Source organism: Pseudocnuella soli, assembly GCF_004347775.1.
Taxonomy (GTDB): Bacteria; Bacteroidota; Bacteroidia; order Chitinophagales; family Chitinophagaceae; genus Flavisolibacter; species Flavisolibacter aquaticus.
Window position 1 is genome coordinate 1,127,110 of the sequence record NZ_CP037755.1, and the last position, 24,649, is coordinate 1,151,758.

A 24,649-nucleotide genomic window follows, 5' to 3' on the forward strand; every position below is an offset into this window, starting at 1 on the left:
AATTTGAAGCTGCTCCGAAAGGTGCGGCTTTTTTTATGCGCCGTTTACAGTCAGCTTCTGTGCCGGCGACATTTTTTACCGGCGCAGCCCTCCAGTTTTTGTGCCCGCTTTAAAACAAAAACCGCATTTCACCGTTTAGCTGAAGAATCGTTAATTTGTTTTATGAGAAAATGGATGCTTTATCTGGCGTTTTTACTGCCTGTGGTAGCAGGGGCGCAATCAATAGTGCAGGAGGGTGAGTTTGGCATATCGGTGGGCGCCGGTCATTATTTCGGCGATCTCAACACAAGGGTTCGGGTAAACCGGCCCAAAATGGCTGCCGGCATTTTCTTTCGGAAAAATTTTGGCAATTACATTGCTGCCCGTGTGGCGGCCAATTATGCACGGCTGGGATATTCGGACATTTATAATGATCACAACGAATTCATGCGCCGCCGAAACCTGAGCTTCAACTCCAACGTGTACGAGTTTGCGCTGCAGGGCGATTTCAACTTTTACCGGTTTTTGCCTGGCGAAGCCGGTATGCACTTCACGCCTTATGTAACGCTGGGCGTGGGCATGTTCAACTACGACCCGTTTGCTTACCTGCAGGGCCAAAAGTACAACCTGCGGCAACTGGGCACCGAAGGGCAGGGCAGCGCAGCCTACCCCGAACGGAAGCAATACAGCTCCATGGCCTTTAGCATACCGTTTGGCGTGGGCATCAAATACGCCCTCAACGAACGCATCAACGTGGGTTTTGAAGTAGTGCACCGCTTTACCAATACCGATTACCTCGACGACGTGAGCTCCACCTATGTAGAGGAATCCGTTTTTCCACGCAACCCCGACGGCTCGGCCACAGCAGCCCTGCTGCTTTCCGACCGGTCGTACGAAACCGGTGCGCCAATTGGCGGCAAAGGCATCCAGCGCGGCAACAGCCGGCAGAAAGACCAGTTTGCCACGGCTACGTTTACCGTTTCCTTCAACTTGCAATCGTACCGCTGCCCCGAGGTTCGATAACCATCGGCAGCTCATTTTATTTTTCCCGGCACCGCGGCTTATCTTTTTATTTAAACAGAAAGGCAGGCGGTGCCGGTTTTTTTTATGGCAAAAACGGGAGTTTGTGCCCGCTTTCGCCTCCGGTAGCACGGTCTGAAACATTACCTTTGCGCCTTATTTAGAGCGCAGCACATGCAAGACCTTTTACAGCAAATAGATAAATCGCGCCTGCCGCAGCATATTGCCATCATCATGGACGGCAACGGCCGTTGGGCAAAAGAGCAGGGGCAAGACCGCCTGTTTGGGCATTTTCATGGCGTGGACAGTGTGCGGGATATTGTAGAAGGCTGTGCCGAACTGGGCATTGGCTACCTTACCCTGTACGCCTTTAGCACCGAAAACTGGGACCGCCCGCAGTACGAAGTGGTGGGCCTTATGGAGCTGTTGGTAAAAACTATCCGCGCCGAAGTGGAAAGCCTTTGCAAAAACAATATTCGCCTGCACGTAATTGGCGACCTGGCCATGCTGCCCGAGTATGCCCGCCGCGAACTGGCCGAGGCGCTGGAAATAACCAGTCCCAATACAGGCCTTAATTTAATTATGGCCCTGAGCTACAGCGGCCGCTGGGAACTGCTGAACGCGGTAAAAAACATCGCTTACGAAGTGAAAAAAGGTCGCCTCGATGTGGCCGACATTGACCAGCAAACGCTGCAGCGCTACTTGTGCACCTCTGATTTTCCCGACCCAGAACTGATGATCCGCACCAGTGGCGAATACCGCATTTCCAACTTTTTGCTGTACCAGCTGGCCTACGCCGAGTTGTATTTTACCTCGGTGCGGTGGCCGGAGTTTAGGAAGGCCAACCTTTATGAGGCGCTGCTCGATTTTCAGGGCCGCGAACGCAGATTTGGCAAAACCGGCGAACAGGTGGCGGCGGTGAAATAAAGAACTAGCGAACAAGGGTAAAGAATATCGAACAAGGAACAAGGAATATTGAATGATGAATTAGCGCAGCCAATAATTAATAAGGAATAATCAATAATTCTTGATTATGATATTTCTGAAAGCGGCTGCCTGGCGCATTGAACATCCTAATCCTTTTAAATCATACTAAACACCGGTTTAACAAATCCGATTAAAAATTCCGCTTAATTTGCCTGCCCGACAGTGCTTCTTCCTGCACCGGGCCAGCAATAGACTGAACATATGCTTAAAATCTTACCGCGCATTGCAACCATCACTTTAGTAGTAATGTTGGCTGCAAACACATCCGGTGCACAGGAAACTGACACTACCCGCCCCGTTTCTGTTGACCCCGAATTGCTGGCACTGCAAAATGCCCGGATTCCCAAAGAATACACCATCGGTACCATCAACGTTACCGGTGTAAATTACCTTGACACTGGCATCGTGGTTTCCATTTCCGGCCTGCAGCCCGGCGATAAGCTGATGATCCCCGGCACGGATGCGTTTTCCAAAGCCATCACCAACCTGTGGCGGCAGCGGCTTTTTTCCAATGTACAGATCTTCATCACTTCACTGCGCGAAGAAGTGATCGACATCGAAATCGCTGTTACAGAACGGCCCAAACTGGGTTCTTTTAAATTTCAGGGTGTAAAAAATCCGAAGCGGAAGAGCTGGAGAAAAAAGCGGCCCTGGTACGCTCCACCATCATTACCGAAAATACCCGGCGCAATACGGTGGAAGCCATCAAAAAATATTACATCGAAAAAGGCTACCAGAACATACAGGTAGACATACAGGAAAAGCCCGACCCATCTATCCCCAACGCCAGCAACCTCACATTTGTGATTGATAAAGGCAAAAAGGTGCGGGTAAACGAAGTAAACTTTTACGGCAATACGCAGGTGCCCGATCTGAAGCTGAAGCGCCAAATGAAAGGCACTAAGGAACGCAGCCATTTTACCCTGTATCCTACCCGCGTAGAAAGCCCTTACGGCACCAACGACCCCATCACGTTAAAGGAATACATCAACGACTTGGGTTTTTTAAGCGCCACCAAAACCCGCAACTTCCTCGACCCCTATTTCCGCTTCAAGCTGTTTTCTTCAGCAAAATTTGACCCCAAGAAATACGAAGAAGACAAGGAAAAAATTCTGTCGGAATACAACTCGCTGGGCTTCCGCGATGCGCAGATACTGGACGACACCATGTATTACACGCCGGACGGCCACCTGAACATCGACCTGAAAATGGCGGAAGGCAACCGGTATTATTTCGGCAACATCACCTGGCGCGGAAATACGAAGTACGCCGATTCGATCCTCAACAACATTCTCGGCATCCAGAAAGGTGATATTTATAACCTGCAGACCCTGAACCAGCGACTGGGAAAACAATTGACCCCGGAAGGCGGCGACATCAGCGGGCTGTACATGGATGACGGTTACCTGTTTTTCCAGGCCAACCCTATTGAAACTTCGGTATATAATGATACCATCGACCACGAGATCCGCATTGTGGAAGGCCCGCAGGCAACCATCCGCAACGTGGCCATTTTTGGCAATGAAAAAACCAAAGACCATGTCATCCGCCGCGAACTGCGCACCATTCCTGGCGAAAAATTCAGCCGCTCCGACCTGATCCGCTCCCAGCGCGAACTGGCGGCCCTGAACTATTTTAACCAGGAAACCATCAATCCCGGCGTAGTGCCCAACCAGGAAGACGGCACCGTGGACATTAACTGGAAGTTGGAAGAGAAATCGTCTGACCAGTTGGAGCTTTCAGCAGGCTGGGGTGGCGGCATTGGCCTTACCGGTACGCTAGGCGTAACCTTCAATAACTTTTCGGTAAAAAATATTTTCAACAAAGCATCCTGGGATCCGTTGCCTACCGGCGATGGCCAGAAACTGAGCCTGCGCCTGCAATCGAACGGACGGGCCTACCGGTCGTACAACTTTTCGTTTACCGAGCCCTGGCTGAGCGGCCGTAAGCGCAATCCGTTTACCATTAGTTTTTACAATACCAAGTATTCCAACGCATACAACTTTGCCACCGGCCGGCTCGAAAAGTCACGTGCCGACTCTAGCTACCTGCGCATTACCGGTGCCACCGTATCGCTGGGTAAGCAGTTGAAATGGCCTGATGACTATTTCAGCATCATGTACTCGCTGAGCTATACGCAGTATGCTTTGAAAAACTATTCGGGCATTTTCCGCGACGACCAGGGTGCGTACCTGAACAACATCACATCGAACAACGTAAGCTTTAAGATTGCCCTGCAGCGTTCGTCGGTGTTCGATCCTACGTTCCCACGCAGCGGTTCCAACTTCCTGGCTTCGGTGCAGGCCACGCCGCCTTACTCGATGCTGAACGAAAATTTCTCAAAAAACAACGGTCAGTATAAAACGCCGGAGTACCACAAATGGCGCTTCAACGCAGAGTGGTTTGTGCCCATCGGTAAGCCAATGGGTGCCGAAAAGAACCGACAGTTTGTATTGAAACTGGCCGCCAAATACGGCTTCATGGGCCGCTACAATAAAAACGTGGCTTACTCGCCGTTCGAACGCTATCAACTGGGTGGCGATGGTTTGACCAATCAGTTTGGCTTCCTGGGTTACGATGTAATTGCCCTGCGCGGTTACCCCGTGTTTGAAAACTCAGATCCCTCGGTGAACCCCGACCTGAGCCAGTCGACCCGCCAGTTTACCATCTTTAATAAATACCAGATGGAACTGCGCTACCCGCTGGTAACGCAGCCAAGCAGCACCATTTACGGCCTTGCGTTTTTTGATGCGGCCAACGGCTGGTTCAACTTCAAAGAGTACAACCCGTTCCGCCTGCGCCGTTCGGTGGGTGTGGGTATGCGCTTCTTCCTGCCGATGTTTGGTTTGCTGGGCTTCGACTACGGTGTTGGTCTCGACCGCTTTCAGCCGGGTCAAACAGGGCTGAAAGGCACCACCAAGTTTACCTTTATGCTGGGCTTCGAACCGGAATAATGGAGCAGCCGAGCCAAATGATTGGATATAATTCTTAAAAAGAGTCAGCCCGTGACCAACGTTAATGTTGGCCGCCGGCTGACTTTTAACTTTGCACTATAAACAGCCACCCCTAAATTGCTTGTATGAAAAAGATCCTGTTCGCTTTCTTTTTGCTTGCAGCCGGTTTTACCGCCGATGCACAGCGCTACGCCATTATCGACACCAAGTTTATCCTGGACAAGCTGCCGGAATACAAGGATGCGCAAAAAACGCTGGACGATATGGCGGCGGTGTGGCAAAAGGAGATCGACGCGCTGCAGCAGGAGCTGGATAAAATGTACCGCGACTTTGAGGCCGAACAGGTGATGCTGAGCGATGAGCTGCGCCGTAAGCGGGAAGACCAGCTTTTTAACAAAGAAAAAACGCTGCGCGACCTGCAGCGCAAACGCTTTGGTTTTGAAGGCGATCTGTTTAAAAAACGGCAGGAACTGGTGAAACCGGTTCAGGACAAAGTATTTAACGCCGTGCAAAAGTTGGCTGTGGCCCGCGGCTACGACTTTATACTGGATAAAAGTGAAGGAATTACGGTTATATTTGCCGACCCCAAGCTGGAAAAAAGCGAAGATGTGCTGAAAGAACTTGGAGTGAAGAATTAAGTAAAATTTCAAATTTCAAAATTCAAAGCGGCAAATGAGGTAGTCAATTTTTTTGAATTTTCAATTTTGACTGTTGCCTTACAGATTGAATTGTTAAGAAAAAATAACCCCCGCTAAGCATACAACCAAGCCACAAATACCGTCATCTTACAATTATTGAACAAACAACCCCCAATGAACAAGTTTAAATTTTTAGTGGTAGCACTGCTCATGATTGTAGCTGCAGGCAGTGCCCAGGCCCAGAAAACAGGTTACATCAGTGTAGAGCAGGTATTGTCGCTGATGCCCGAAACTGCCCGCCTCGACTCACTGCTGCGCAAGTACCAGGCCGACTCGCTGAACCCCCAGTTTACCTACATGGTGCAGGAGTACAACCGCAAAGACAGTATTGCCAACGGCAAAGACTCGTTGAAAACCCCACTGCAAGTGCGTAACCAAATTCGCCAGGAGCTTGAAGGCTATGCTTACCAGATCCAAAACTGGCAGCAAATTACCCAACAGGCCCTGCAAGGAAAACAGCAGGAACTGCTGGAGCCCATTTACCGCAAAGTGGAAAACGCCATCCAGGCCGCCGCTAAGGAAAATGGCTATGCCTATGTACTGAACCGCGAAGCCTTGTTGGTAGTGCCCCCGCCGACGACCTGTTGCCGCTGGTGGCCAAAAAGCTGAACCTGAAAGTGCCCGCCACAACCGGCGCACCTGCAGCGGCAGCCAACGCCCCGAAAAAATAAGTCGCTGATTTTTCGCTATAATAATAATGGCCATCCCGCTGGGGTGGCCATTATTATTGGGTTGAATATGAGCGGTGCAACGGGATTCCCGGTTGCAACGCTTTTAGTTTCTTTTCCTTAAAATGTAGGAAACCGCATTGCCGCTGTTGTCGGTCAGGGCTTCATGCAGCTGCCAGCCATTGAACCAGAAAAAGTTCAGCCGGGCCATGTCCCCTTCTGCAACAAAAACCAGTTGCTTCCCATTTCTATCGGTGATGTTCAGTTCCTTTCTTTTGTTTGAAACTTGGCCGTAGTCAAAAAATAGTCCATCGCCGGCCCGCCGGCCAAAGCGGGCATACGTTGCATTGACGCTATCGAGGCGTATGCCATTGACATAGCCGTAAGTATTGGCATCCAACACGGTGGGAATGTAATCGGCTATGTTGGGGCTGGTCGCAGCGTTCTGTGCAAAAGCAGTGGCCGAGCACAACATCAGCAGGGGTAAAAATGCTTTCATCAGCAGTTTGTTTTTTGGCTAAGCTAAACCGAAGTGGGCCACAATATTTGCAGGGCATTGTTAGCTTTTTGCAAAATGAGCGGCGGGTTTACGGGTATGCGTAACCGCACTATTTTGGAATTATCCATGCATCGGCATGAAGGAGCACCGTACATAAAAAAAGCCCTTGGAGCAAGGCAATACCAGCTTTTCTCCAAGGGCTTTTTTCTTATTCAACAGGTCAAAGCTATTCCTCCGGCTCATAGTCAAATGGCAACTGGTCGGCGAGGTTTTTCCAACTCCAGTAGCCCTGGTTTACCCAGCTGCGCTGGTCGCGGAAATAGCCGTTTGGCATGATGAGGATGGCGTCGGCCAGGTCTACATACGAGATCTGGATCGGCACATCGGCAGGCAGCTTGTATTGTTGCAGGTAAGCCGTTTCGGGCTTTGCTTTGACGTAGCTGATGCTGGCCTTGCGTGGAAACCACAGCTCCGCATTGCTGGTGGCCGTGTCGAAAAAAAACAGGCTGGTATCGTAGGGGTTGGCCAGGCGGCCAAAGGTTTTGTTGTCGGAGGTGAGCATGTCCACGGTAAAACCTTCTCCTTTTAGCGTGCTGTCGTAATAAGCCCGCAGAAAGTGCAGGCGGCTGCCGTGGTATGCATTGCGCCTCGCTTCGGCCCAAACTTGCTGTTGTGCCGTATCGCCTTCCATGGGCATAAACAGGCAGGCGCCGCGGTACGAGTTGAGGCTGGTTTTATTGTAAAAAACAAAGGAATCGAGCTCGTAGCGCAGGTTGTAGCCCAGTGCCCTGTTGGCAATGCGCAGCGGCTCGGTGGCCACCACTTTAATGCGGTCGTTGCGTTTGTAATAAAAAAACTTGAGCGCCTCGGGGTTTTCGAGGGTGGTGCTGTCTGCCGCGGGTGTGGCGCCAATAAAATATTTCAGGAACAGCTGCCCGTGTTTTTCCCAGCCATCGAGCACCTCGCTGCTGCTTTTTACCACTACTTCGCCAATGCTCTTATCTTCTTTTTTTAGCTCAATGTCGAGGGTTTTGGCTTCGTTGGCGTCTACATTCAGGGTTTGGCTTTGGTAGCCAGTAAATGAGATGATCAGTTCGTAGCCGCCCCGCTCCAGCGCCAACTGGTAGCGGCCCTCGCTGTTGGTAACCACACCGCGGGTGGTGTTTTGGGCAAATACCGATGCGCCCTGCAGGGGTTGTTTTGTTTCGGCATCAACCACCTGCCCCGAAACAACGGACTGGGCCAGTGCGCCAAAAGAAAGGGTGCACAAAAGCACCAGGATAAAAAGTTTGCTTTTCATAGCGTATCGTATGTGGTGTGTTTGTACCATGCGTATTTGCCGAACAGGATTACCGAACGATGCAGTGAGTGACACAACAGGCGCCCAACCAGGGCTGTGCTGCCGGTTATCGCAATATCCCCGATTGCTACAACGTGATGGTGCCCTCTTTTAGTGCCTGCAGGTAGCGGGCCGTGGCAGCCGCAATAACCTGCGGCAGGGGCGTGTACCCAAACTGCGGCAGGGCTTGCAGCAGTGCGCCGCTGTCGAACTCGGTGCGGCTGCGGGCCACCCGGGCGGTATCGGCAGTGAGCAGGGGCTTTTTGCCGGTAAACAGGGCTTTGATGGCTTCCATTCGCCAGGCCAGCCCGGCCAGTGCGGGGGTGGCTTGGCGGTGCGGTGGTTTTTTGCCAAAACCTGCTGCAATGGTTTGAAAAAGTTGCTCGAAGGAAATGTTTTCGGCTGATACAATGAACCGCTGTTCGCTGATGCCGGAAAGTAATAATTGCACGGCTGCTTCGGCCACATCTTCCACACCTACAAAGCCATTGACGCCCGTGCTGTACCAAGGAAACTCGTTGTACACACTTTTGAAAATAGCGCAGGAACTTTGGTGCCAGTCGCCATACCCAAGTATAGTGCTGGGGTTGATGATCACCGCCTCGAGGCCTTCGGCCATGCCGCGCCACACATGCATTTCGGCTTTGTGTTTTGATTTGGCGTAATCGGTATTGTTATCACCTTCGCTCCATTTTTTTGCTTCCGATACTTTTTCTGCTTTTGTAGTGCGGCCCAGTGCGGCTACCGAGCTTACATGTACCATGCGCTGCACGCCGGCTTCCAGTGCGGTGTTGACCACGTTGGCGGTGCCTTCTTCATTTACAGCCAGCATCAGCTGGCGGTCGGTCTTATCGAACGAAACCACCGCAGCGGAATGTATGATGGCATCCACGCCTTCCATGGCATCGGCCAGGGCCACTACATCGAGCACATCGCCGGGTACCCACTCCACCGCTTCCGCAATATGTTGGGGAATAAAAAACGGCAGCTTGCTGGACCTGCGCAGGGCACGGACAGCAATGCCTTTTTGCACCAGGTTTTGCAGGATATAGGCGCCGAGAAAACCGGTACCTCCGGTGAGGAACACTTTGCGGGGAAGATTGATATGTGGAGCAGGATACAAAGGAGCTGCAAGATAATCTATGGCGGCATATCAACTAGGCCCGCCGCTGCAACGCATGCCATTAAATGATAAAAAACAGGTGGGGTAGCATTGGCTTTTTTAAACAGGTAAGTGGTTTTATTTATATATGCAACTGTTCCTGGATTTTTGAAATCGTTGTTTTAGAATGCAGCCGGGCGGCGGTTGTTGGCTTTCATTGCAGTTTGGATCCAAATGCGTGCTGCATTTTAAAATAGTACATTGACGGCTTTTATACCATTGCGATTTTTCGGTTAGGCCTTGTCGTAAGTATAATATCCTTTGCCGCTCTTTTTACCCAAATGGCCTGCTTCCACTTTTTCTTGTTGCAGTGGTGATGGGCGAAGTCTTTCGGGCCGCTGCAATTGTTCCCACACCGAGCAGCTCACAGCATAGTTTACATCGTTGCCAATCAGGTCCATCAGGCGGAACGGTCCCATCTTAAATCCGCGGGCTTCCATCAGCCGGTCGATGGTTTCCATTTCCACACCAGCCTCTGCCTGCCGCAGGGCTTCAATGTAAAAGGGCCGCGCTACGCGGTTGACAATAAAGCCCGGCGCATCAGTGCATGCCACGCTTGTTTTGCCGAGGCGGGCCACCAGCGCTTCCAGCGTTTTGATCACTTCAGGGTCGGTTTGTGTACCAGCCACCACTTCCACCAGTTTCATTAACGGGGCGGGGTTAAAAAAATGCAAGCCTGCAAAACGGTCGGGGTGGGGCAGGTTGTTGGCCAATTCCGATATAGAAAGCGAAGAAGTATTGGACGCAAAAATGGTAGCGGCATCGTTGGTGGCAGCCAGTTGGGTAAACAAGCCCACTTTAGCCGCCGCCTTTTCCACAATGGCTTCAATGACCAGTTGTGCCGTGCAATCGGACAGGTTTTGGGTAAAAACAATCCGGTTCAGGATTTCATCCGGCGCAGCTATTTTGCCCTTTTCCGCCAAAGCCTGCAAGGAGCTGTGCACCGCCTCTGTAGCATTTTGCAGCACTTCACTGTTAGGTTCAAATAAAATAGTGGCAAAGCCGGCAGTGGCGCAAACCTGGGCAATGCCGCGGCCCATAGTGCCGGCGCCGCACACCGCAATCGTTTCAATATTCATGAGCAAAATATAGGACTACAAGTTACGGAAGGCTGCCTTTAACCCACTGGCCTTTACCCCAATGCCGGAGCGGGAACGAATTTTGACAGAGAGGCAATGACCATGGCCCTTGCCGCAAACTGTTGGCGGGGCTTGCCAATTGTTTCACCCAAAAATTACAGATATGCGATTCGGACGTAAAAAAATTCAGGAAGAAGAAAAATGGCTGGCGGGCATCAGCATCGCGCTGGGCGCCACTGTGCTGGCATTGGGCATTGCCACGCTTTTGCTGGGCCGCCGCCAGGGCAAAAAAGCCGGTAAAAAGGCACCGCAGTTAAACCTCGATAACCCCGGCACACAAACCGAGTTTCCCACTGCGGCTACTGAGTCGGAAATAGGTTAAACAGGTTGGAAAAAAGGAGGCGGACTCATGTGGTCCGCCTTCTTTTCTTTTATGTTGCTGCGGTAAACTGTCGCAAAAACCGCACATCGTTTTCACTGAACAGGCGCAAGTCGTTGATGCCGTATAGCAGCATGGTAATGCGTTCGATGCCCATGCCAAAGGCAAAGCCGGTGTATTTATTGGAGTCGATGCCGCAGGATTCTAGCACTTTGGGGTGCACCATGCCGCAGCCTAAGATTTCCACCCAGCCGGTTTGCTTACACACCCGGCAGCCGCTGCCACCGCAAATCAAACAGCTGATGTCCATTTCGGCACTGGGCTCGGTAAACGGAAAATAAGAAGGGCGGAACCGCACTTTTACATCTTTGCCAAACAGCTCCTGCACAAAGAAATAAAGGGTTTGCTTCAAGTCGGCAAACGACACATGCTCGTCGATGTACAAGCCTTCCACCTGGTGGAAAAAGCAGTGTGCACGGGCCGAAATGGTTTCGTTGCGGTACACGCGGCCGGGACAAATAACCCGGATGGGCAGCTTGCCTTTTTCCATTTCCCGCACCTGCACATTGCTGGTGTGGGTACGCAGCAGCCAGTCGGGGTTTTGGGCAATGTAAAATGTATCCTGCATGTCGCGGGCCGGGTGGTGCTCGGGCAGGTTCAGTGCCGTAAAGTTGTGCCAGTCGTCCTCAATTTCGGGTCCGTCGGCTACGGCAAAACCAAGGCGGTGAAAAATATCGATGATGCGGCGGCGCACCAGATTGATGGGGTGGCGGGTGCCGGCCACAAGGGGATCGCCGGGTAGCGACAGGTCGATGGCAGCAGCCTGTGGCTGGTCGCTGTCGGTTGCTTCCTTAGCCGATTCGTACTTGGCTTCGGCAAATTGCTTGAAGTCGTTGAGCACCTGGCCAAACTCCCGCTTTTGCTCGGCGGGTATGTTGCGCATTTCACCAAACATGGCTTTTACAATGCCTTTGGTGCCTAAAAACTTGATGCGGTATGTTTCCAGTTGATCGGGGGTAACAAGTTCCAGGGCCTCAATTTCCTGGCGGTAAGCATTTATTTGCTGCACAATGGACTCCATGCGGCAAAGATAACCGGTAGCGAAAGAATATCGAACAGGCGAACAAGGAATGTCGAACAGGGGAAGGAGAGGGGAAGAATAACGAACAGACGAACAAGGAACAGATGAATGACGAAGGAGAGGCGGAATTATTAATTATGGATTATTAATTATTGGGGGCTTGTGGTGCGGTGAACTATTGCAGCGCAACAATATTGGGCGTAGCCCAAACCCGTTGGTAATAAAACAGCATCATCGTTATCAATTTCCAGTTGATCGTAGATCAACCCGGTAAATGGGATTTTTATTTACAAAACAAAATGGAGCCCAGGTTTGGGCTACGCCCAAAATAATTGTCGCTAAAAACCATTGCTACCAACAGGAGTGGGCTACGCCCACTTTTTTATTTAATGATGGCTTCCTTTATTCGGATATGTCAATGGCTCCTTTTGATAGCCCGGCGCACCAATTCATCAATTATAATTCATCATTCATAATTTCTGCCTTCCCTTCTTCATTCATCTGTTCCTTGTTCGTCTGTTCGACATTCTACAGGTCCACGTGGTTAGCCGAAACGCCGGCGCCGTAAAACGCGGCGGCGTGGCTGTTGAAATCGGCTACTGAATCGGTGGTATAAAAAAGGCGGTTGCCCTGGCGGGTGATCTGGGTTTCAATTTCGGGGTGCCGATGCAGGTAATCCTGCAGGCTGTTGGCTACTATGCCGCCCTGCGATACCACCTGCACTCCTTGCGGCAAAGCGGCTTTGATCTTTTGCTCCAGTAGGGGATAATGCGTGCAGGCCAGGAGCACTGTATCAATCTTTGGGTTTTGTGCCATCAGTTGCGCCACATTCTTACGCACAAAAAAATCAGCGCCGGCACCTTCGTGTTCGCCGTTTTCAATGAGCGGCACCCACATGGGACAAGCCTCCTGTGCAATGTGCAACTGCGGAAAGAATTTATTTATTTCCAACGCATAACTGTTGGATTGCACCGTGCCGCGGGTAGCCAAAATGCCGATATTGCCGGTGCGGGTGTACGCCCCAATGGTTTCGGAAGTGGGCCGGATAACACCCAGCACCCGGGCGGTAGGATTGAGGCGCTGCAGGTCCATTTGCTGGATGCTGCGCAAAGCCTTGGCCGAAGCGGTATTACAGGCCAAAACAATGAGCGGGCATTGCTGCTGCAATAGCCACTCCACGCATTGAAGGGTGTATTTGTACACCGTCTCAAACGACCGAGTGCCATACGGTGCCCGGGCATTGTCGCCCAGGTACAGGTAATCGTATTGTGGCATCCGGGCCACTATTTCCCGAAGCACAGTAAGGCCGCCATAACCCGAATCGAACACACCAATTGGATGCATGGCCGCGAAGGTAGGAAACAGTTGCGGGACGGCGGGATGGAACGGTTCTGTAGAATGAGTCTATTGATACAAGGGCGATAGGCCTTGGGGAAAATATCTGTTTGCTTGAAATGAGGTTTATTGTCGGATGTTTCTATTAAAGCGTGTACATAAATAACTTCTCACTGACGATCAAATCACTGAATTATTGAAATCAAAAGCAAATGGTTTTTGCAATATAACGGTAACCTTTAAACGTAATAGGCTATTCGCATCATTACCTCTGTTTATATTGGTTGAAATTTTGCAGGCGCAAAAAAACTAAAGCAACCATCTTCCATCGCACATGCTTTTTAAAATGTAAGCACAAAATTTTTGTACAACGTTTTTCTACAAAACCAAAGAGGCCCGCCACAATTGTGGCAGGCCTCTTTAGTCGTTTTATTGCAGCAATATTTAATAAGTTGCGGCTACATATTTACTCGTTCACTTTTCCCTGCCAGCGATCCACCTGCTTTTCTTTTGCCTTGCGCAATTGCGCCTGCAGCTTGTTCACACACTCATCAACGGCCTGCTCAAATTCCACAGCCGATTCTTTAATAAACAAATCGGGGCCGGGCACTTCCAGTCTTATTTCGCAATAGGTGCTGGGCGTGGCTTTGTCGGGGCCCAGGAACAGGGTAACATTGGCCCGTACAATATGATCGCTCGGGTTTAGTTTTTCCAGTTTTTCCCGAACATAACTTTCCAGCACTTCGCCTGCTTTAAATCCTAAAGATTGTATGATCACATCCATAGCGTAATATTTTTGTGCAATGGCTACCATTTTCATACCAACAAAAAACCGCTGGCACCGCGTGTCGTTGCCACCTAAAATTAATGCATGCAGGCGTACATGCACTTGTCAAAAAAGCACTACTTTATGGCTTAATTTTTTTATGTTGTCAGATGCCACCCTGCGGGGAGGGCACTCCTCACCCCTAAACGCCATATATGCAGATCCAATTATTGCGTACCAAAGTGCAGCAGCTTGTTGTTTCCGAAAGCTCTGAAAATTATCCCGGCTCCATTGCCCTGCCCGATGAGCTGATTGAAGCATCGGGCCTGCGCCTTTTTGAACTGGTACATGTAAATAACCTAACCAATGGCAACCGCATTGTAACCTACGTGGTGCGCAGCAAACGCGAAGGTTTTGTAACACTGAATGGCGCTGCTTCCAAACTGTTCAGCAAAGGCGATAAAATACACGTGCTGGCTTATGGATATTTTGATGAAGCAGAAGCCGTAGGCTTTGAACCCCGCATTATTTACGCCGATGAAATGAACCGCCTGAAAGAAGTAAAAACATACAGCTTTCAATGAGCGGATGGCGGAAGCGTATAGGCCAGTGGGAACACTGGCCTTTTCCCGTTTTTTATGCACCGCTGCTGCCCGCCTGGCTGCGCAACTATGCCCGCAGCAGGTCGCTGTGGTATTTTGCGGCAGCCAATCCTACCATTACCTACGGCGGTTTTGAAGGCGAAAGCAAAAGTGAGCAATACGTGCAATTGCCGGCACACTTGTGTCCAAAAACAGTAGTGGTACAGCCCGGTACGCCGTACGATGTAGTGCTGCAACAGGTGGCCAACGCCGGCCTGCAATTCCCGCTTATTGCCAAGCCCGATGTAGGGATGAAAGGCATCTTATTTCGCAAGCTGGAAGGTGCCGCGCAATTGGCGCAATACCACAACCGCATGCCGGCAGCTTACCTGGTGCAGGAGTATTTGGACCATCCACTGGAGGTGAGCATTTTTTATTACCGCATGCCTGGCACCGACTGCGGCACCATTACTGCATTGATACAAAAAGACCTGTTGCAGGTGCAGGGCAATGGCCGCAACACGGTGGCGCAATTGGTGCAGCGCAATGCCGACACCCGGCCTTATTACGATGCCGCTGTGCGCCATTGGGGTGCCAAAATGAACGAGGTATTGCCGGACGGCGAAACGCTGGTTTTATCGCATGTGGCCAACCTGGTGAACGGCGCCCGGTTTAAAAACCTGCAGCACCTGATCGATGCACAACTGACTGCCGTGTTTGATGAGATCAGCCACCAGAGCCAGTTTCATTACGGCCGGTACGATATTAAATGCCACCAGCAAACCGACTTGCACACCGGCAAAAATTTTTACATCCTAGAGTTTAATGGTGCCGGCTCGGTGCCCAACCATGTATTTACCGGCACTTATAGTTTGGGCGGTGCTTACGCCGAAATTGCCCGCCACTGGGATATTTTATACCGTATAAGCAAAGCCAACAGGGATCGGGGTTTTCGCGTTCCGTCCACCGCCGAAGGCCGCCGATTTATGAAGGGCATGCGGCAACATTTCGACCAATTGAAGGCGCTGGATAAAACACTGGTGCTGTCGTAAACTGGTATTGCCGTTCAGCCTTTTTTGCCTACGCCAGCTGAGCCGTAATGCTATTTTAGGCCCATGAAAAAAGGCCTCTTCGTTTTGCTTTGCTTTTTTTTATGGCGGCGGCATTTGCGCAGGTTGTAATGGTAGGCCCCATGCTGCACCTTAATTTTGAAGGCAAGAAAGTAAAGCCCAGTTTTGCGGTGGAAGCTTCCTGCTGGTGGCTAAAAGGTATTCCCTACGGTGTGGATGCAGGGTTTGAATTTCAAAAAGGCAAGTTCCGCTTATACAGCGAAGCGCAAACCGGTATCGGCATTGCCGGCCTTTCGGCAGGGCCTTTTGTTGAGTTTGCAAAAGCTACCCCGGTTAAAGCAGGGCTGCAACTTACCGGATGGATGAACTATTATATTGGCGCTGATTTAAGAGTGCGCATTTACCGCGGCCCCGACGTTTTTGCTGCAGGGCTGTACGGAAAAGTACCTCTTTTTGTGGAAGGCAATAATGAAGAAAACGAATCGGAGTGGTGGGATTGGGACGACTGGGATTGATCAAATTACCCAACAATTAATTTCGTTTGTACATGCCTGTTGCTGTTGCGTTCAGGCATTTTTATTTGTCACATTCCAAGGCTTAAACAAGGATGTGCTTAACCTCTGCTGCACAAAATTTTTTTACATCCTGTTCAACTAAAACGTGGCATTCTGCGTTAACATTTATCAAAACCCCTAACGTATGAAAAATGTCTTTCTGAAAATCTGGGCTATTGCTGCCCTGAGTGTTTTTGCAACTTCCTGCTCCGAGGACGAAGATGATACCGCGAACCAACAGGCTCGTGTAATGGTGGTACATGCTTCGCCAAATGCGCCTGCTGTTGACGTTCGTGTGAACAATACTGTTGCTGCATCTAACCTCGCTTTCCCAAGCAACACACAGTATTTGAATGTAAATGCAGGCGCTGCCAATTTTAAAGTGTCGCCAACCGGCACCACCAATTATGTAATTGATGCCAACGCGCAGCTTAATGCCAATGCCAACTATTCGGTGCTGGCTGTAAACACAGTAAACAACATTTCGGCTTCGGTAGTAATGGACGACCTTACAGCGCCGGCGGCGGGCCAGGCCCACGTTCGCTTTTTCCACCTGTCGCCCGATGCACCAGCAGTTGACATTGCTGCAAGAGGTGGTGATGTGCTGTTCGCTAACCGATCATTCAATGATCAGAGCACCAACGCTGCAAGAGCTACTTTCACCGCCATCCCCGCAGGTACCTACAACCTGGATGTACGTTTGGCCGGACAAAGCGCTGTAGCGCTGCAACTGCCTGCAGTAACAGTTGAGGCTGGTAAAATTTATACCGTATTTGCCAAAGGCTTACTCACCGGCACCGGTGCACAGGCACTGGGCGCACAAGTAATCGTGCACAACTAAGCACGCCAATTTTTTCAAAAACAAAAAGGTAAAGTCATTGGTAACAGATGGCTTTGCCTTTTTTTATGGCTTTGTGCACCGCGCAATGTTTTGAAAATGATATGCATTTCGATGTGAGTGGTATCATTTTTTCTGCGGTAGCATTGCTTGTTCAACCCTTAATCAACCAATCATGTTTTGTAAAGTAAATTTTGTGCTGGCTTCGGCCATTGTATTTGCCGGCTGCTCTGCCAGTTCCTCTACCAACGGCGGCAGCAGCAACGATACCGGGAGCACCGGCGCCCCGGTAGAAACCCGTGCACCCAACACCAGTTATAAACCTGCGTTTGAAGGGCAAACCCGCATTGGCAGCGTAACCACAAAAACGCCTTATGCAGGCACCGCCATCAGCACTGCATTGCAAAGTCCTTGGGGCATTGCTGCACTGCCCGATGGCCGGCTGCTCATTACCCAAAAAGGCGGCACCATGCGCATTGCCACCACTGCCGGCCAGCTAACCGAGCCCATTACCGGCCTGCCACCGGTAAACTCCAAAGGTCAGGGCGGCTTGCTCGGGCTAGCCATCGACCCCGATTTTGCCTCCAACCGGATGGTATACTGGGTATTTTCGGAAGATGTTGAAGGCGGAAACCTGACTGCGGTGGCAAAAGGTGCGCTGTCGGCAGACGAGAAGCGGATAGAAAATGCTTCGGTTATTTACCGCGCTACGCCTGCATACAACGGCGACAAGCATTTTGGCGGCCGCGTGGTGATTGACAAAACCGGCAACCTGATCATTTCCACCGGCGAACGATCGGACCTGGTAACCCGCCCGCAGGCGCAGGACCCTAATTCGGGGCTGGGTAAAATGATCCGTATCACAAAAGACGGGCAGCCCGCACCGGGCAACCCCACCATTGGCTCACGCCCCGAAGTTTATTCTTATGGCCACCGCAGCCCACAGGGTCTTGCCTTTCACCCACAAACCGGCGACCTGTGGGAGTCGGAAATGGGTCCGCGTGGTGGCGATGAGATCAACATCATACAGCCCGGCAAAAACTATGGCTGGCCAACCATTGGCTATGGCATTGAATACAACGGGCAGAAAGTAGGCGAAGGCATTACGCAGCAGCAAGGTATGGAGCAACCTGTTTATTATTGGGATCCGGTGTTGTCGCCCAGCGGTATGACGTTTTACAGCGGCGATGCTATACCCGAATGGAAAAACAACCTGTTCATTGCCGGCCTCAACAGCAACCATATTGCCCGCATTGTTTTGAACAACAATAAAGTGGTGGGCGAAGAGCGGCTGCTGGCCAATGAAGGGCAGCGGTTCAGGGACATTACCCAAGGCAAAGATGGTGCGTTGTACGCCGTTACCGATGGCGGCCGGTTGTACCGCATTGCCAAGCAATAAGACTGTTGCTTAAAACAAAATAGGGCTGGTGCAAACCGGCCTTATTTTGTTTGAACTCAGTTGTGCTTAATGAAAAACAGCTGAGCATTCAATGCGATTTATTTAAGAAATGGCGCGCTGTATTTACATCAATGCATTCCATTTATCCACCAGCGAAGCATAAAAAGATGCGGTAGGTGTGGGCTCGCCGTTTTCACCCGTATGGCTTTCTTCTAGGCCGAACAAAACATCAACGATCCGATCAATTTCGTCCGCCTCAAGATTTACAGTATAATAATTGGTAGCAGTAGCAAAAGGTTGGGCGTGTTGTTCGGGCTTTGGAATCTTATTGTGCTCGATGATTCCTTTTATTTTATCGGCTAATTGGGCCTCCTGCCGCGATGCCAACTCTTTTAAGGTTACATTAAGCGTGGTGTGGTCCAAAACGTTTTTCTGGCTGATCAATGCTTTATACGCTTCACTGTTCATGGCCGTGCTTGTTTAAAAGTTTACGCTTTCCATCTTTACTTTTTTAGTTCCAATTCAGCGCCGGTGAGGGCAAAATGCAGGTTTTGCAACTGGTGCAGCTGGTGCACATTATTGCTGGCCGCAGCGCCGTTTACCATTGCCCGGGCAAAACATTCGCCGTTGCTTTTTACATAGCCGGCCAGTTGGGTATCGGCGCCGCCAATTACCGGCAGCACCAGCCTGAACTCGCGGGCCCCGGGCCGCAGCGGGTAGTCCATATTTTCTGCAAAACCGCACCGTTCCAGCAGTTCGGGCTTCAGCACAACAGGGTACAGGGTGGCGCCTTCGCCACGGTCCAGCATGGCAAAATGTGCCGCGGTACAGGGCGTCATGGCAATTTTGCCGGACAGTTTTTGCAGGATGAGGTTACCGGGGCGCAGTTCATGGGCAGAAATCATGGCGCAAAAGTAGGGAGGCGGCGGCAGGCGGCAAGGCCGGCGGGTGGGCAATAAAAAGGAGCCTCGGTGCGTTTTAAGCCACTAAAAACCTGCAACCCCTGCTGCTGCCTCTGAGGAACTGTGCTGGAATTTAAACTTGACAACCTATGATTGACTGGAGACAGCAATTAGATGACGTTATAAAATCGCAGGGCTTTGAGAAAAAAGTGCCGGAACTTTCTACGGCCGATTTTGCCACCATACAGGAGTTTTTGGAGCAAAAGGCAAGGCCTGCATTTGAAAATATTTGCGATCAGCTCAACACGTTTCAAAACCTCCGCGCCGAGGTAATGGCCGCTGCATCGCCCATACATTCGTCGATCAATAGCTTGGAGCTGATGGTGCACAAAACTGCGCAGCCCCGGCTCACTTACCGCCTTAATTTTTGCCGCCGTGCAGAAGGCATTTTTGTGTTTGGCGAATACAGTACGCCGAATATTTACGGCGAGAATACGCGGTTTCATAAAACCGCATTTGAGCGGCTATTGACGCATGCCTGGGAAGATGATATTGCAGAAGACTTTTCGGCGATTATGAAGCTGAAGTTTTAGTGTACGGTTTAAAATTTATGGTTTAGTGTTCAACTGATTTTTCCAACTTTAAACCTTAGACTTTAAACTTTAAATTCCCTATCACCGCAATGCAGCAATTTGATCTTTGTATTCATATTGCAGGTCTTCGTGCAAAGTAGCGACGGCGGCTACAATTTTTTTGAGTTGTGCTGTAAACAAATTTGATAGCGCTGTGCTGCGGTTCAGTGGTATGCCCAGCGCTTTCATTTCGGTGCAGAAATGCAGGAGCAGTTCGGCTTCGGTGGCTTTGTTGCCCGAATACTTGATGTATTTGCCGGTAATGCGCAACACTTTGCGCAGTTGCTTTTTTGCAATGTATAAATTGCCCGTGTTTACCTCCGTCATGTATTCCGAAATTTCAGCGATCACGCTGCGTTTGTACGCCTCTTCATCATCAGCCTCAAACAGGAGGTAGGTAAGCAGTTCCTTGCTTTCTTTTTTGGCCCGCGCCATGCGCAGGCACAGCTCGGTCAGCTCCGCTGTTGTTTTGCCTTTTAGTTCCGCTTTAATCTCACTGATGCTGGCTGCTTTCATGGAGCAAGTTTACGGTAAGTGCAGAAAAGTGGGAGGCAATTGTTGTTTGTTGCACAATCATTTGATCCATTCGGTGCCGTCGGCCGAAAAGCGCACCATATTTACCGGTGCACCAACCGATGAAGGAGTAACTTTTGCCTGCTCCATAATGAGTTGTTTTACCAACATTGCAGGTTCGGTAAACGGCCGCTGTTGCGCCAAGAAGTGCTCCATGCCGCTATATGATCCCATGAAATAGATCTGCTGGCTTCCGGGCGGGCAATCGCCGGGACAACGGGCGGTGTAACTGCCCACAGCCACCTGGCTGCCGGCGCCTTTTTCAAAGCCAATGATCTCCATTTGCGGCACGCCGTTTTGCAGGCGCAGCACCACCAGTTCCAACAGTGGTTCGTCGGTGGAGAGCAGTTGTGCAAATGCAGCGGGCTGTTGCTGCTGCCGCTGTTTTAATTCTTTTGCCAAAATATTTTTTAGTTCCTGTTTAATGTTGCTGATGGCCGTTTCGTAACTGGCAGCTTGCTGCAGTTGCTTTGCCACAATTTGCGAAGCAGAATAGCCCGAAGCCTGCGATGAAGTAAAGCCAGCCAGTGCAAAATAATAACCACCTACGTTTTGAATTTTACACACCTGCTGGTTTGCCTGCACCACTGCATTTGCATCAAGCACCTGTCGTTTGCTATCGGTGCCCAGTAAAATATATTGGGGTGTAACAATAACCACGATGGCAGTGGCTGCAGCCACATGCGCAGTGAGGTAAAACAGTATGGAGCAAATCAATTTTTTCATGAACGCAGCAACCTGCAACCAACAGGTAAGCCCGATGTATAAAGCCGGGCCGAATAAATATAAAACAAGTTGTGGCGAGCCGCGTGTTAAAAAGACGGAGCCCGGTTGCAGGCAGCCGAATGAGTGCTTTTGAACGTTCAGGCAGTGGCGCCTGAAAAAGAAAGTGCAGTGCGTACCTCGCGGTGTACTGCATGTTCAATCTGGTCTTTGGGTTGGTACAGCATGTGCGCTGCAGCAGTGGTGCGCAGCATGATGGCTTCGTCGGTGCGTGGATGCACAAACAAAATATCGAGGTACACCTTTTTATCGTTGAAGCTGCGTGGCTTTTGATCGTAGGGCGAAAAAGAGTAAGCTACAATTTCAATCAGTGCCTCGTTGTGATACAGTGGTGTGGTGTTGGTATTCGTGGTCATTGGATTGTTGTTTCAATACAAGCTACAATACAGGCGGTGCAACAGGAAGTAGGTTTCGTTAAGCTGGGGTAAATGTTACTTCAAGTGGTAATTATTACCGATGAACTGCCCCAAATGAAAAGCTCCGCACAGTGGCGGAGCTTTCTTGAAAAACAAAACAAACTTGGGGTTGATTAACGTACTTTGGTTACAAACACATCCTGCACAATGCGAGTGTTGCGGTTGATTTGATACTGCTGTGAGAACTTGCCTTTCTTGTTGGCAATGGTCAGGATCACACGCAGGTCTTCGTCAGCACGTTCAACCTGGAATTTTTTAGAGAATTTTTTCTCTTTGAATTTCTCGGAGTACAGTGTGTTGCCGTCAGAGTCTTTCAGGGTGATGAACAGCTCTTCTTCCTCCAGGTTATCGAACTCCACCTGGAAGATAGGGTTGTTGCCTACTGCACCCAGGTACTTGATTTCTACGTTTTCTTTGTTGCCGCCTTCCTGTGCATTTGCAGTGAGTACAGTGCCGAAGGTAAAGAGGGCGATTACTGCTGTGAAAAATATGATTTTCACGATGTTGTTGATGTTTACACTTTTCATAATGATCGTTTTAATGGATTGCGTTAATAAAAATTTCTTTTCTGGTAAGCAAACGCGGCGGGCAATCATCAGAGGCGTGCAATCGGTAGGGCGATCAGACTTGTTGTGTGCTACTGAAGTTGGATACGGTTTGTAGCGCTGATCTGATACAAAAGTATACCGGTAAAAATGCTGGTGCAAACCAATTTTTGTTCTTGTTTTTTATCCTAAACTATTTAAATATTTGGTAAAACCCTTGCTGGTAAAGGGTTTGGCGTCCTTTGTTCCATTATACCCAACTACAAAACGGGCTACTTTTTTATCGGTATGTTTTATTTTAATCATGTGACGGCGGTTTACGGGTGTACGTATTCATTATGTACATGCATCAATTAAATAGCGCATGTAATTGCTGTTGTTATTTCATGGGTTTTGTAGGCGTATGTTTTTTGTAGCAATAATTATTTCATGAACTAAAGAACATGCATTGCTTGTTTGCGATGATGTTGGTGTTGCATCGAATTTCCATACTTGTGCTATACATGCGATCAACACAACTGCTGTATTATGTTATCGTGATGTTTCGTGTTGATGAAAAATGAATGCTTATTTATGCTATCGCAGTTATTTAATAAACATCAATTCACTTGAGTGGTGGTGATGTTATGAAATGAATATTCCTCTACAACTTGTAATAAAAAATATCGTGGCTTGAATCTGTTGTTTCTTGTGTAATAGTCTGGCAATCGATTCAACAAATGCGGTTCGCTTTTGTGAAAGCAATTACATTTTTACCACGTTAATATTCTATGATCTTTTGATTGCTGCTCATTGATAATACGCAGTGTATTCCTGCTTTGTAAAAGGGTAAAATCCTCTGCTGTAGCCTGTTTGAAACTGTTGTGCCTGAATAAAAAATCGTGCTGCAGAGTTGTTACAGGCACACTACTTGTAATAAGTGTGCATATTTCGTTGCTAACCAAAAAAACAAACAGGATGAAAAGAACATTTATGACCCTTTTGCTGGCCAGCTCTGGCACCTTGCTATGGGCGCAGCAAACAGGCACGGACTCAACCACCGGCACAACCGGTAACCCGGTGCGTTCCAGCACAGACAACAGCAGCATGCAACAAAACACCATGCAGCAAAACAAAAGCGACAAGTGGGACAAGAAAACAACTGGTGATGCCAGCACCCAGCAAAGCACCGGCAACTACAACGCTTATGGCGCTGCAGTGCCATCGAATGTACTGCGCACCTTTGGCCAGGAAGTACCCACCGGTACTGATGCACAGTGGGAACAATCGAACGAATACTGGCGTGTAAACTACAAAGATAATGAGGGTAAAATGGCACGTCGGTACTACAGCATGAACGGCCAAAGCTTTGCAATTGCACTGCCTATTATGTCAACCTTTGTACCCGACAATGTAATGGCCAAAGTGCAGGAACTGTACGGCGATAAAGTGTATGATGTAACGATGATGCGCAGCACCAGCAACAATCAAAGCGGCACGATGATGCAAAGTGGCGCCAACGCTGCCTGGAGCAATAATGGAACTGCATCGGTAAACGGCAGCGCTACTATGGACAATAGCAGTGCAACTGTGAACAGCAACACTTCGGCTAACATGAGCAACAATGGTACTAATACCGTAAACACCGGTACAGATGTTAGCGGCAGTACTACTATGAACACAACAACTGTTGTGGATCCTGTGGAAGGTGCACATTACCATGTACGCATTATTGAAAACGGTACCGTACGGTCTGAAATGATCAACGAAGATGGCAGTGCTTATGTAGCACCTGCGCCAACCGAATCAATGAGTGTTGACCAGCAGGGTATGAACAATGGCCAGCAGATGAATAATGGGACACAGCAGTGGAACAACGGTCAGCAAAGCGGTTCTACCAACAACAGCATGAACACCCAGACCGACAGCACCCGTACACAGGGCAATTGGAATAATACCAACACTGGTACCGATAGCACCCGCACTACTACCGATAGTACCAATGGTATGAACGGCACCAACACTTCGGCTGATCAAATGCAAACAGATGCCACTACTACTGATAATGCTTCAGACACAACAAGTGGCACCGATATGCAAAACACTACTACAAACAAATCGGACAGCACTGGTGTAAACGGCGCTACTACAACTGATGGCACTACCAACCTGAACAGCGTGGATAATAACAACGCTTATGGTAATACCACTGGCGACAGCAGCAACAAAAGCACCAAAAAAATGAATAAGAAAAAGGATAAGAAAAAACACATGGATCAGTAAGGTACATGTGTACATGCTTATACTTCATCGACATTCTGGTAACGGGCCCCGCAGCAATGCGGGGCTTTGCTGTACAATGTTTGATAGCAACAATTGTGGATTGCATCAAAAAAGTAGTGCGTTATCCGAACGCCCTGCATTTACCTTT

Annotated in this window: 28 protein-coding genes; 14 read left to right on the plus strand and 14 right to left on the minus strand. The window is 49.6% G+C overall.

Going from position 1 to position 24,649, the window contains the following annotated elements:
• The first annotated feature begins 162 nt into the window (after positions 1 to 162).
• From porG to EPD17_RS04800, 6 genes are all read left to right on the plus strand, one after another.
• Positions 163 to 1,002, plus strand: a complete 840-nt coding sequence (gene porG / locus EPD17_RS04780) for a type IX secretion system protein PorG (RefSeq protein ID WP_132052228.1) — start codon at positions 163 to 165, stop codon at positions 1,000 to 1,002.
• Positions 1,003 to 1,173: 171 nt separating this feature from the next.
• Positions 1,174 to 1,926 carry an isoprenyl transferase gene (locus EPD17_RS04785; protein WP_132052230.1) on the plus strand — a complete coding sequence of 251 codons (753 nt, stop codon included), beginning with the start codon at positions 1,174 to 1,176 and terminating at the stop codon, positions 1,924 to 1,926.
• Between the two features lie 261 nt (positions 1,927 to 2,187).
• Positions 2,188 to 2,736 carry a hypothetical protein gene (locus EPD17_RS20180; RefSeq protein ID WP_240040744.1) on the plus strand — a complete coding sequence of 183 codons (549 nt, stop codon included), beginning with the start codon at positions 2,188 to 2,190 and terminating at the stop codon, positions 2,734 to 2,736.
• Positions 2,637 to 4,940: a BamA/OMP85 family outer membrane protein gene (locus EPD17_RS04790; RefSeq protein ID WP_317126723.1), complete on the plus strand. Its 2,304-nt coding sequence runs from the start codon at positions 2,637 to 2,639 to the stop codon at positions 4,938 to 4,940. The genes EPD17_RS20180 and EPD17_RS04790 overlap by 100 nt, the downstream gene beginning before the upstream one ends.
• A 125-nt stretch (positions 4,941 to 5,065) precedes the next feature.
• Positions 5,066 to 5,578, plus strand: a complete 513-nt coding sequence (locus EPD17_RS04795; RefSeq protein WP_132052232.1) for an OmpH family outer membrane protein — start codon at positions 5,066 to 5,068, stop codon at positions 5,576 to 5,578.
• 174 nt (positions 5,579 to 5,752) lie between these two features.
• Positions 5,753 to 6,247, plus strand: a complete 495-nt coding sequence (locus EPD17_RS04800; RefSeq protein WP_132052234.1) for an OmpH family outer membrane protein — start codon at positions 5,753 to 5,755, stop codon at positions 6,245 to 6,247.
• A gap of 165 nt (positions 6,248 to 6,412) precedes the next feature.
• Here the strand turns inward: EPD17_RS04800 and EPD17_RS04805 are convergent, their stop codons facing one another.
• The 4 genes from EPD17_RS04805 to EPD17_RS04820 form a co-directional block, all read right to left on the minus strand.
• On the minus strand, positions 6,413 to 6,805 hold the full coding sequence (locus EPD17_RS04805) for a hypothetical protein (protein ID WP_132052236.1): 393 nt from the start codon (positions 6,803 to 6,805) through the stop codon (positions 6,413 to 6,415).
• A gap of 226 nt (positions 6,806 to 7,031) precedes the next feature.
• Entirely contained in the window at positions 7,032 to 8,105 is a 1,074-nt protein-coding gene (locus EPD17_RS04810) for a carboxypeptidase-like regulatory domain-containing protein (protein ID WP_165929524.1), read from the minus strand.
• Positions 8,106 to 8,232: 127 nt separating this feature from the next.
• Positions 8,233 to 9,267 carry an NAD-dependent epimerase/dehydratase family protein gene (locus EPD17_RS04815; RefSeq protein ID WP_240040746.1) on the minus strand — a complete coding sequence of 345 codons (1,035 nt, stop codon included), beginning with the start codon at positions 9,265 to 9,267 and terminating at the stop codon, positions 8,233 to 8,235.
• Positions 9,268 to 9,539: 272 nt separating this feature from the next.
• Complete coding sequence (locus EPD17_RS04820) at positions 9,540 to 10,385, minus strand: 3-hydroxyacyl-CoA dehydrogenase family protein (RefSeq protein ID WP_132052240.1); 846 nt, start codon at positions 10,383 to 10,385, stop codon at positions 9,540 to 9,542.
• Positions 10,386 to 10,548: 163 nt separating this feature from the next.
• On the opposite strand from EPD17_RS04820, the gene EPD17_RS04825 reads away from it, so the two are divergent.
• Complete coding sequence (locus EPD17_RS04825) at positions 10,549 to 10,767, plus strand: hypothetical protein (RefSeq protein WP_114236512.1); 219 nt, start codon at positions 10,549 to 10,551, stop codon at positions 10,765 to 10,767.
• Between the two features lie 49 nt (positions 10,768 to 10,816).
• Here the strand turns inward: EPD17_RS04825 and pheS are convergent, their stop codons facing one another.
• The 3 genes from pheS to EPD17_RS04840 all read right to left on the minus strand — a co-directional run bounded on the left by pheS (position 10,817) and on the right by EPD17_RS04840 (position 13,964).
• A complete protein-coding gene (gene pheS, locus EPD17_RS04830) occupies positions 10,817 to 11,845 on the minus strand; it encodes a phenylalanine--tRNA ligase subunit alpha (RefSeq protein ID WP_132052242.1) in 1,029 nt (342 codons plus the stop codon).
• Positions 11,846 to 12,373: 528 nt separating this feature from the next.
• A complete protein-coding gene (gene murI / locus EPD17_RS04835; protein ID WP_132052244.1) occupies positions 12,374 to 13,189 on the minus strand; it encodes a glutamate racemase in 816 nt (271 codons plus the stop codon).
• Between the two features lie 457 nt (positions 13,190 to 13,646).
• On the minus strand, positions 13,647 to 13,964 hold the full coding sequence (locus tag EPD17_RS04840; RefSeq protein WP_162303891.1) for an HPF/RaiA family ribosome-associated protein: 318 nt from the start codon (positions 13,962 to 13,964) through the stop codon (positions 13,647 to 13,649).
• 197 nt (positions 13,965 to 14,161) lie between these two features.
• Here EPD17_RS04840 and EPD17_RS04845 point away from each other — a divergent pair, with 197 nt between their 5' ends.
• From EPD17_RS04845 to EPD17_RS04865, 5 genes are all read left to right on the plus strand, one after another.
• Entirely contained in the window at positions 14,162 to 14,530 is a 369-nt protein-coding gene (locus EPD17_RS04845; protein ID WP_114236516.1) for an aspartate 1-decarboxylase, read from the plus strand.
• Positions 14,527 to 15,579, plus strand: coding sequence for an ATP-grasp domain-containing protein (locus EPD17_RS04850; protein WP_132052248.1), 1,053 nt, complete (start codon positions 14,527 to 14,529; stop codon positions 15,577 to 15,579). Before EPD17_RS04845 ends, EPD17_RS04850 begins: the two co-directional genes overlap by 4 nt.
• Positions 15,580 to 15,680: 101 nt before the next feature.
• Positions 15,681 to 16,112: a hypothetical protein gene (locus EPD17_RS04855; RefSeq protein ID WP_132052250.1), complete on the plus strand. Its 432-nt coding sequence runs from the start codon at positions 15,681 to 15,683 to the stop codon at positions 16,110 to 16,112.
• A gap of 184 nt (positions 16,113 to 16,296) precedes the next feature.
• The gene (locus EPD17_RS04860; protein ID WP_114236519.1) at positions 16,297 to 16,992 is read left to right on the plus strand and encodes a DUF4397 domain-containing protein; all 696 of its coding nucleotides are present in this window, start codon (positions 16,297 to 16,299) and stop codon (positions 16,990 to 16,992) included.
• A gap of 172 nt (positions 16,993 to 17,164) precedes the next feature.
• Complete coding sequence (locus tag EPD17_RS04865; RefSeq protein ID WP_132052252.1) at positions 17,165 to 18,388, plus strand: PQQ-dependent sugar dehydrogenase; 1,224 nt, start codon at positions 17,165 to 17,167, stop codon at positions 18,386 to 18,388.
• Positions 18,389 to 18,511: 123 nt separating this feature from the next.
• Here the strand turns inward: EPD17_RS04865 and EPD17_RS04870 are convergent, their stop codons facing one another.
• Both EPD17_RS04870 and EPD17_RS04875 read right to left on the minus strand, forming a co-directional pair.
• Positions 18,512 to 18,856: a hypothetical protein gene (locus tag EPD17_RS04870; RefSeq protein WP_132052254.1), complete on the minus strand. Its 345-nt coding sequence runs from the start codon at positions 18,854 to 18,856 to the stop codon at positions 18,512 to 18,514.
• Positions 18,857 to 18,891: 35 nt separating this feature from the next.
• Positions 18,892 to 19,293, minus strand: a complete 402-nt coding sequence (locus EPD17_RS04875; protein ID WP_132052256.1) for a hypothetical protein — start codon at positions 19,291 to 19,293, stop codon at positions 18,892 to 18,894.
• A gap of 146 nt (positions 19,294 to 19,439) precedes the next feature.
• Between EPD17_RS04875 and EPD17_RS04880 the strand changes: the two genes are divergently transcribed.
• Positions 19,440 to 19,883, plus strand: a complete 444-nt coding sequence (locus tag EPD17_RS04880) for a hypothetical protein (RefSeq protein WP_114236522.1) — start codon at positions 19,440 to 19,442, stop codon at positions 19,881 to 19,883.
• Positions 19,884 to 19,964: 81 nt separating this feature from the next.
• Here the strand turns inward: EPD17_RS04880 and EPD17_RS04885 are convergent, their stop codons facing one another.
• From EPD17_RS04885 to EPD17_RS20300, 5 genes are all read right to left on the minus strand, one after another.
• Positions 19,965 to 20,438: a hypothetical protein gene (locus EPD17_RS04885; protein WP_132052258.1), complete on the minus strand. Its 474-nt coding sequence runs from the start codon at positions 20,436 to 20,438 to the stop codon at positions 19,965 to 19,967.
• Between the two features lie 57 nt (positions 20,439 to 20,495).
• On the minus strand, positions 20,496 to 21,221 hold the full coding sequence (locus tag EPD17_RS04890; RefSeq protein ID WP_132052260.1) for a hypothetical protein: 726 nt from the start codon (positions 21,219 to 21,221) through the stop codon (positions 20,496 to 20,498).
• A 137-nt stretch (positions 21,222 to 21,358) separates the two neighbouring features.
• Complete coding sequence (locus tag EPD17_RS04895) at positions 21,359 to 21,634, minus strand: hypothetical protein (RefSeq protein ID WP_132052262.1); 276 nt, start codon at positions 21,632 to 21,634, stop codon at positions 21,359 to 21,361.
• A 173-nt stretch (positions 21,635 to 21,807) separates the two neighbouring features.
• Positions 21,808 to 22,221 (minus strand): hypothetical protein, encoded by a 414-nt coding sequence (locus tag EPD17_RS04900; RefSeq protein WP_114236526.1) that lies wholly within the window; start codon positions 22,219 to 22,221, stop codon positions 21,808 to 21,810.
• Positions 22,222 to 22,422: 201 nt separating this feature from the next.
• Complete coding sequence (locus EPD17_RS20300) at positions 22,423 to 22,545, minus strand: hypothetical protein (RefSeq protein ID WP_262707876.1); 123 nt, start codon at positions 22,543 to 22,545, stop codon at positions 22,423 to 22,425.
• A 651-nt stretch (positions 22,546 to 23,196) separates the two neighbouring features.
• Between EPD17_RS20300 and EPD17_RS04905 the strand changes: the two genes are divergently transcribed.
• The gene (locus EPD17_RS04905) at positions 23,197 to 24,501 is read left to right on the plus strand and encodes an autotransporter outer membrane beta-barrel domain-containing protein (RefSeq protein ID WP_132052264.1); all 1,305 of its coding nucleotides are present in this window, start codon (positions 23,197 to 23,199) and stop codon (positions 24,499 to 24,501) included.
• The last annotated feature ends 148 nt before the right edge of the window (positions 24,502 to 24,649 follow it).

What these genes read in the sequence shown, in the direction of transcription:
- EPD17_RS04860 (WP_114236519.1), top strand. Translation starts at nt 16,297, where the DNA reads ATGAAAAATGTCTTTCTGAAAATCTGGGCTATTGCTGCCCTGAGTGTT.
- EPD17_RS04820 (WP_132052240.1), bottom strand. Translation starts at nt 10,385, where the DNA reads ATGAATATTGAAACGATTGCGGTGTGCGGCGCCGGCACTATGGGCCGC.
- EPD17_RS04900 (WP_114236526.1), bottom strand. Translation starts at nt 22,221, where the DNA reads ATGAAAAGTGTAAACATCAACAACATCGTGAAAATCATATTTTTCACA.
- EPD17_RS04895 (WP_132052262.1), bottom strand. Translation starts at nt 21,634, where the DNA reads ATGACCACGAATACCAACACCACACCACTGTATCACAACGAGGCACTG.
- EPD17_RS04905 (WP_132052264.1), top strand. Translation starts at nt 23,197, where the DNA reads ATGAAAAGAACATTTATGACCCTTTTGCTGGCCAGCTCTGGCACCTTG.
- EPD17_RS04850 (WP_132052248.1), top strand. Translation starts at nt 14,527, where the DNA reads ATGAGCGGATGGCGGAAGCGTATAGGCCAGTGGGAACACTGGCCTTTT.
- EPD17_RS04845 (WP_114236516.1), top strand. Translation starts at nt 14,162, where the DNA reads ATGCAGATCCAATTATTGCGTACCAAAGTGCAGCAGCTTGTTGTTTCC.
- EPD17_RS04840 (WP_162303891.1), bottom strand. Translation starts at nt 13,964, where the DNA reads ATGGATGTGATCATACAATCTTTAGGATTTAAAGCAGGCGAAGTGCTG.
- EPD17_RS04885 (WP_132052258.1), bottom strand. Translation starts at nt 20,438, where the DNA reads ATGAAAGCAGCCAGCATCAGTGAGATTAAAGCGGAACTAAAAGGCAAA.
- EPD17_RS04870 (WP_132052254.1), bottom strand. Translation starts at nt 18,856, where the DNA reads ATGAACAGTGAAGCGTATAAAGCATTGATCAGCCAGAAAAACGTTTTG.
- EPD17_RS04865 (WP_132052252.1), top strand. Translation starts at nt 17,165, where the DNA reads ATGTTTTGTAAAGTAAATTTTGTGCTGGCTTCGGCCATTGTATTTGCC.
- EPD17_RS04795 (WP_132052232.1), top strand. Translation starts at nt 5,066, where the DNA reads ATGAAAAAGATCCTGTTCGCTTTCTTTTTGCTTGCAGCCGGTTTTACC.
- EPD17_RS04880 (WP_114236522.1), top strand. Translation starts at nt 19,440, where the DNA reads ATGATTGACTGGAGACAGCAATTAGATGACGTTATAAAATCGCAGGGC.
- murI (WP_132052244.1), bottom strand. Translation starts at nt 13,189, where the DNA reads ATGCATCCAATTGGTGTGTTCGATTCGGGTTATGGCGGCCTTACTGTG.
- EPD17_RS20180 (WP_240040744.1), top strand. Translation starts at nt 2,188, where the DNA reads ATGCTTAAAATCTTACCGCGCATTGCAACCATCACTTTAGTAGTAATG.
- EPD17_RS20300 (WP_262707876.1), bottom strand. Translation starts at nt 22,545, where the DNA reads ATGATTAAAATAAAACATACCGATAAAAAAGTAGCCCGTTTTGTAGTT.
- EPD17_RS04855 (WP_132052250.1), top strand. Translation starts at nt 15,681, where the DNA reads ATGGCGGCGGCATTTGCGCAGGTTGTAATGGTAGGCCCCATGCTGCAC.
- EPD17_RS04875 (WP_132052256.1), bottom strand. Translation starts at nt 19,293, where the DNA reads ATGATTTCTGCCCATGAACTGCGCCCCGGTAACCTCATCCTGCAAAAA.
- EPD17_RS04810 (WP_165929524.1), bottom strand. Translation starts at nt 8,105, where the DNA reads ATGAAAAGCAAACTTTTTATCCTGGTGCTTTTGTGCACCCTTTCTTTT.
- EPD17_RS04825 (WP_114236512.1), top strand. Translation starts at nt 10,549, where the DNA reads ATGCGATTCGGACGTAAAAAAATTCAGGAAGAAGAAAAATGGCTGGCG.
- pheS (WP_132052242.1), bottom strand. Translation starts at nt 11,845, where the DNA reads ATGGAGTCCATTGTGCAGCAAATAAATGCTTACCGCCAGGAAATTGAG.
- EPD17_RS04805 (WP_132052236.1), bottom strand. Translation starts at nt 6,805, where the DNA reads ATGAAAGCATTTTTACCCCTGCTGATGTTGTGCTCGGCCACTGCTTTT.
- EPD17_RS04785 (WP_132052230.1), top strand. Translation starts at nt 1,174, where the DNA reads ATGCAAGACCTTTTACAGCAAATAGATAAATCGCGCCTGCCGCAGCAT.
- EPD17_RS04800 (WP_132052234.1), top strand. Translation starts at nt 5,753, where the DNA reads ATGAACAAGTTTAAATTTTTAGTGGTAGCACTGCTCATGATTGTAGCT.
- EPD17_RS04890 (WP_132052260.1), bottom strand. Translation starts at nt 21,221, where the DNA reads ATGAAAAAATTGATTTGCTCCATACTGTTTTACCTCACTGCGCATGTG.
- porG (WP_132052228.1), top strand. Translation starts at nt 163, where the DNA reads ATGAGAAAATGGATGCTTTATCTGGCGTTTTTACTGCCTGTGGTAGCA.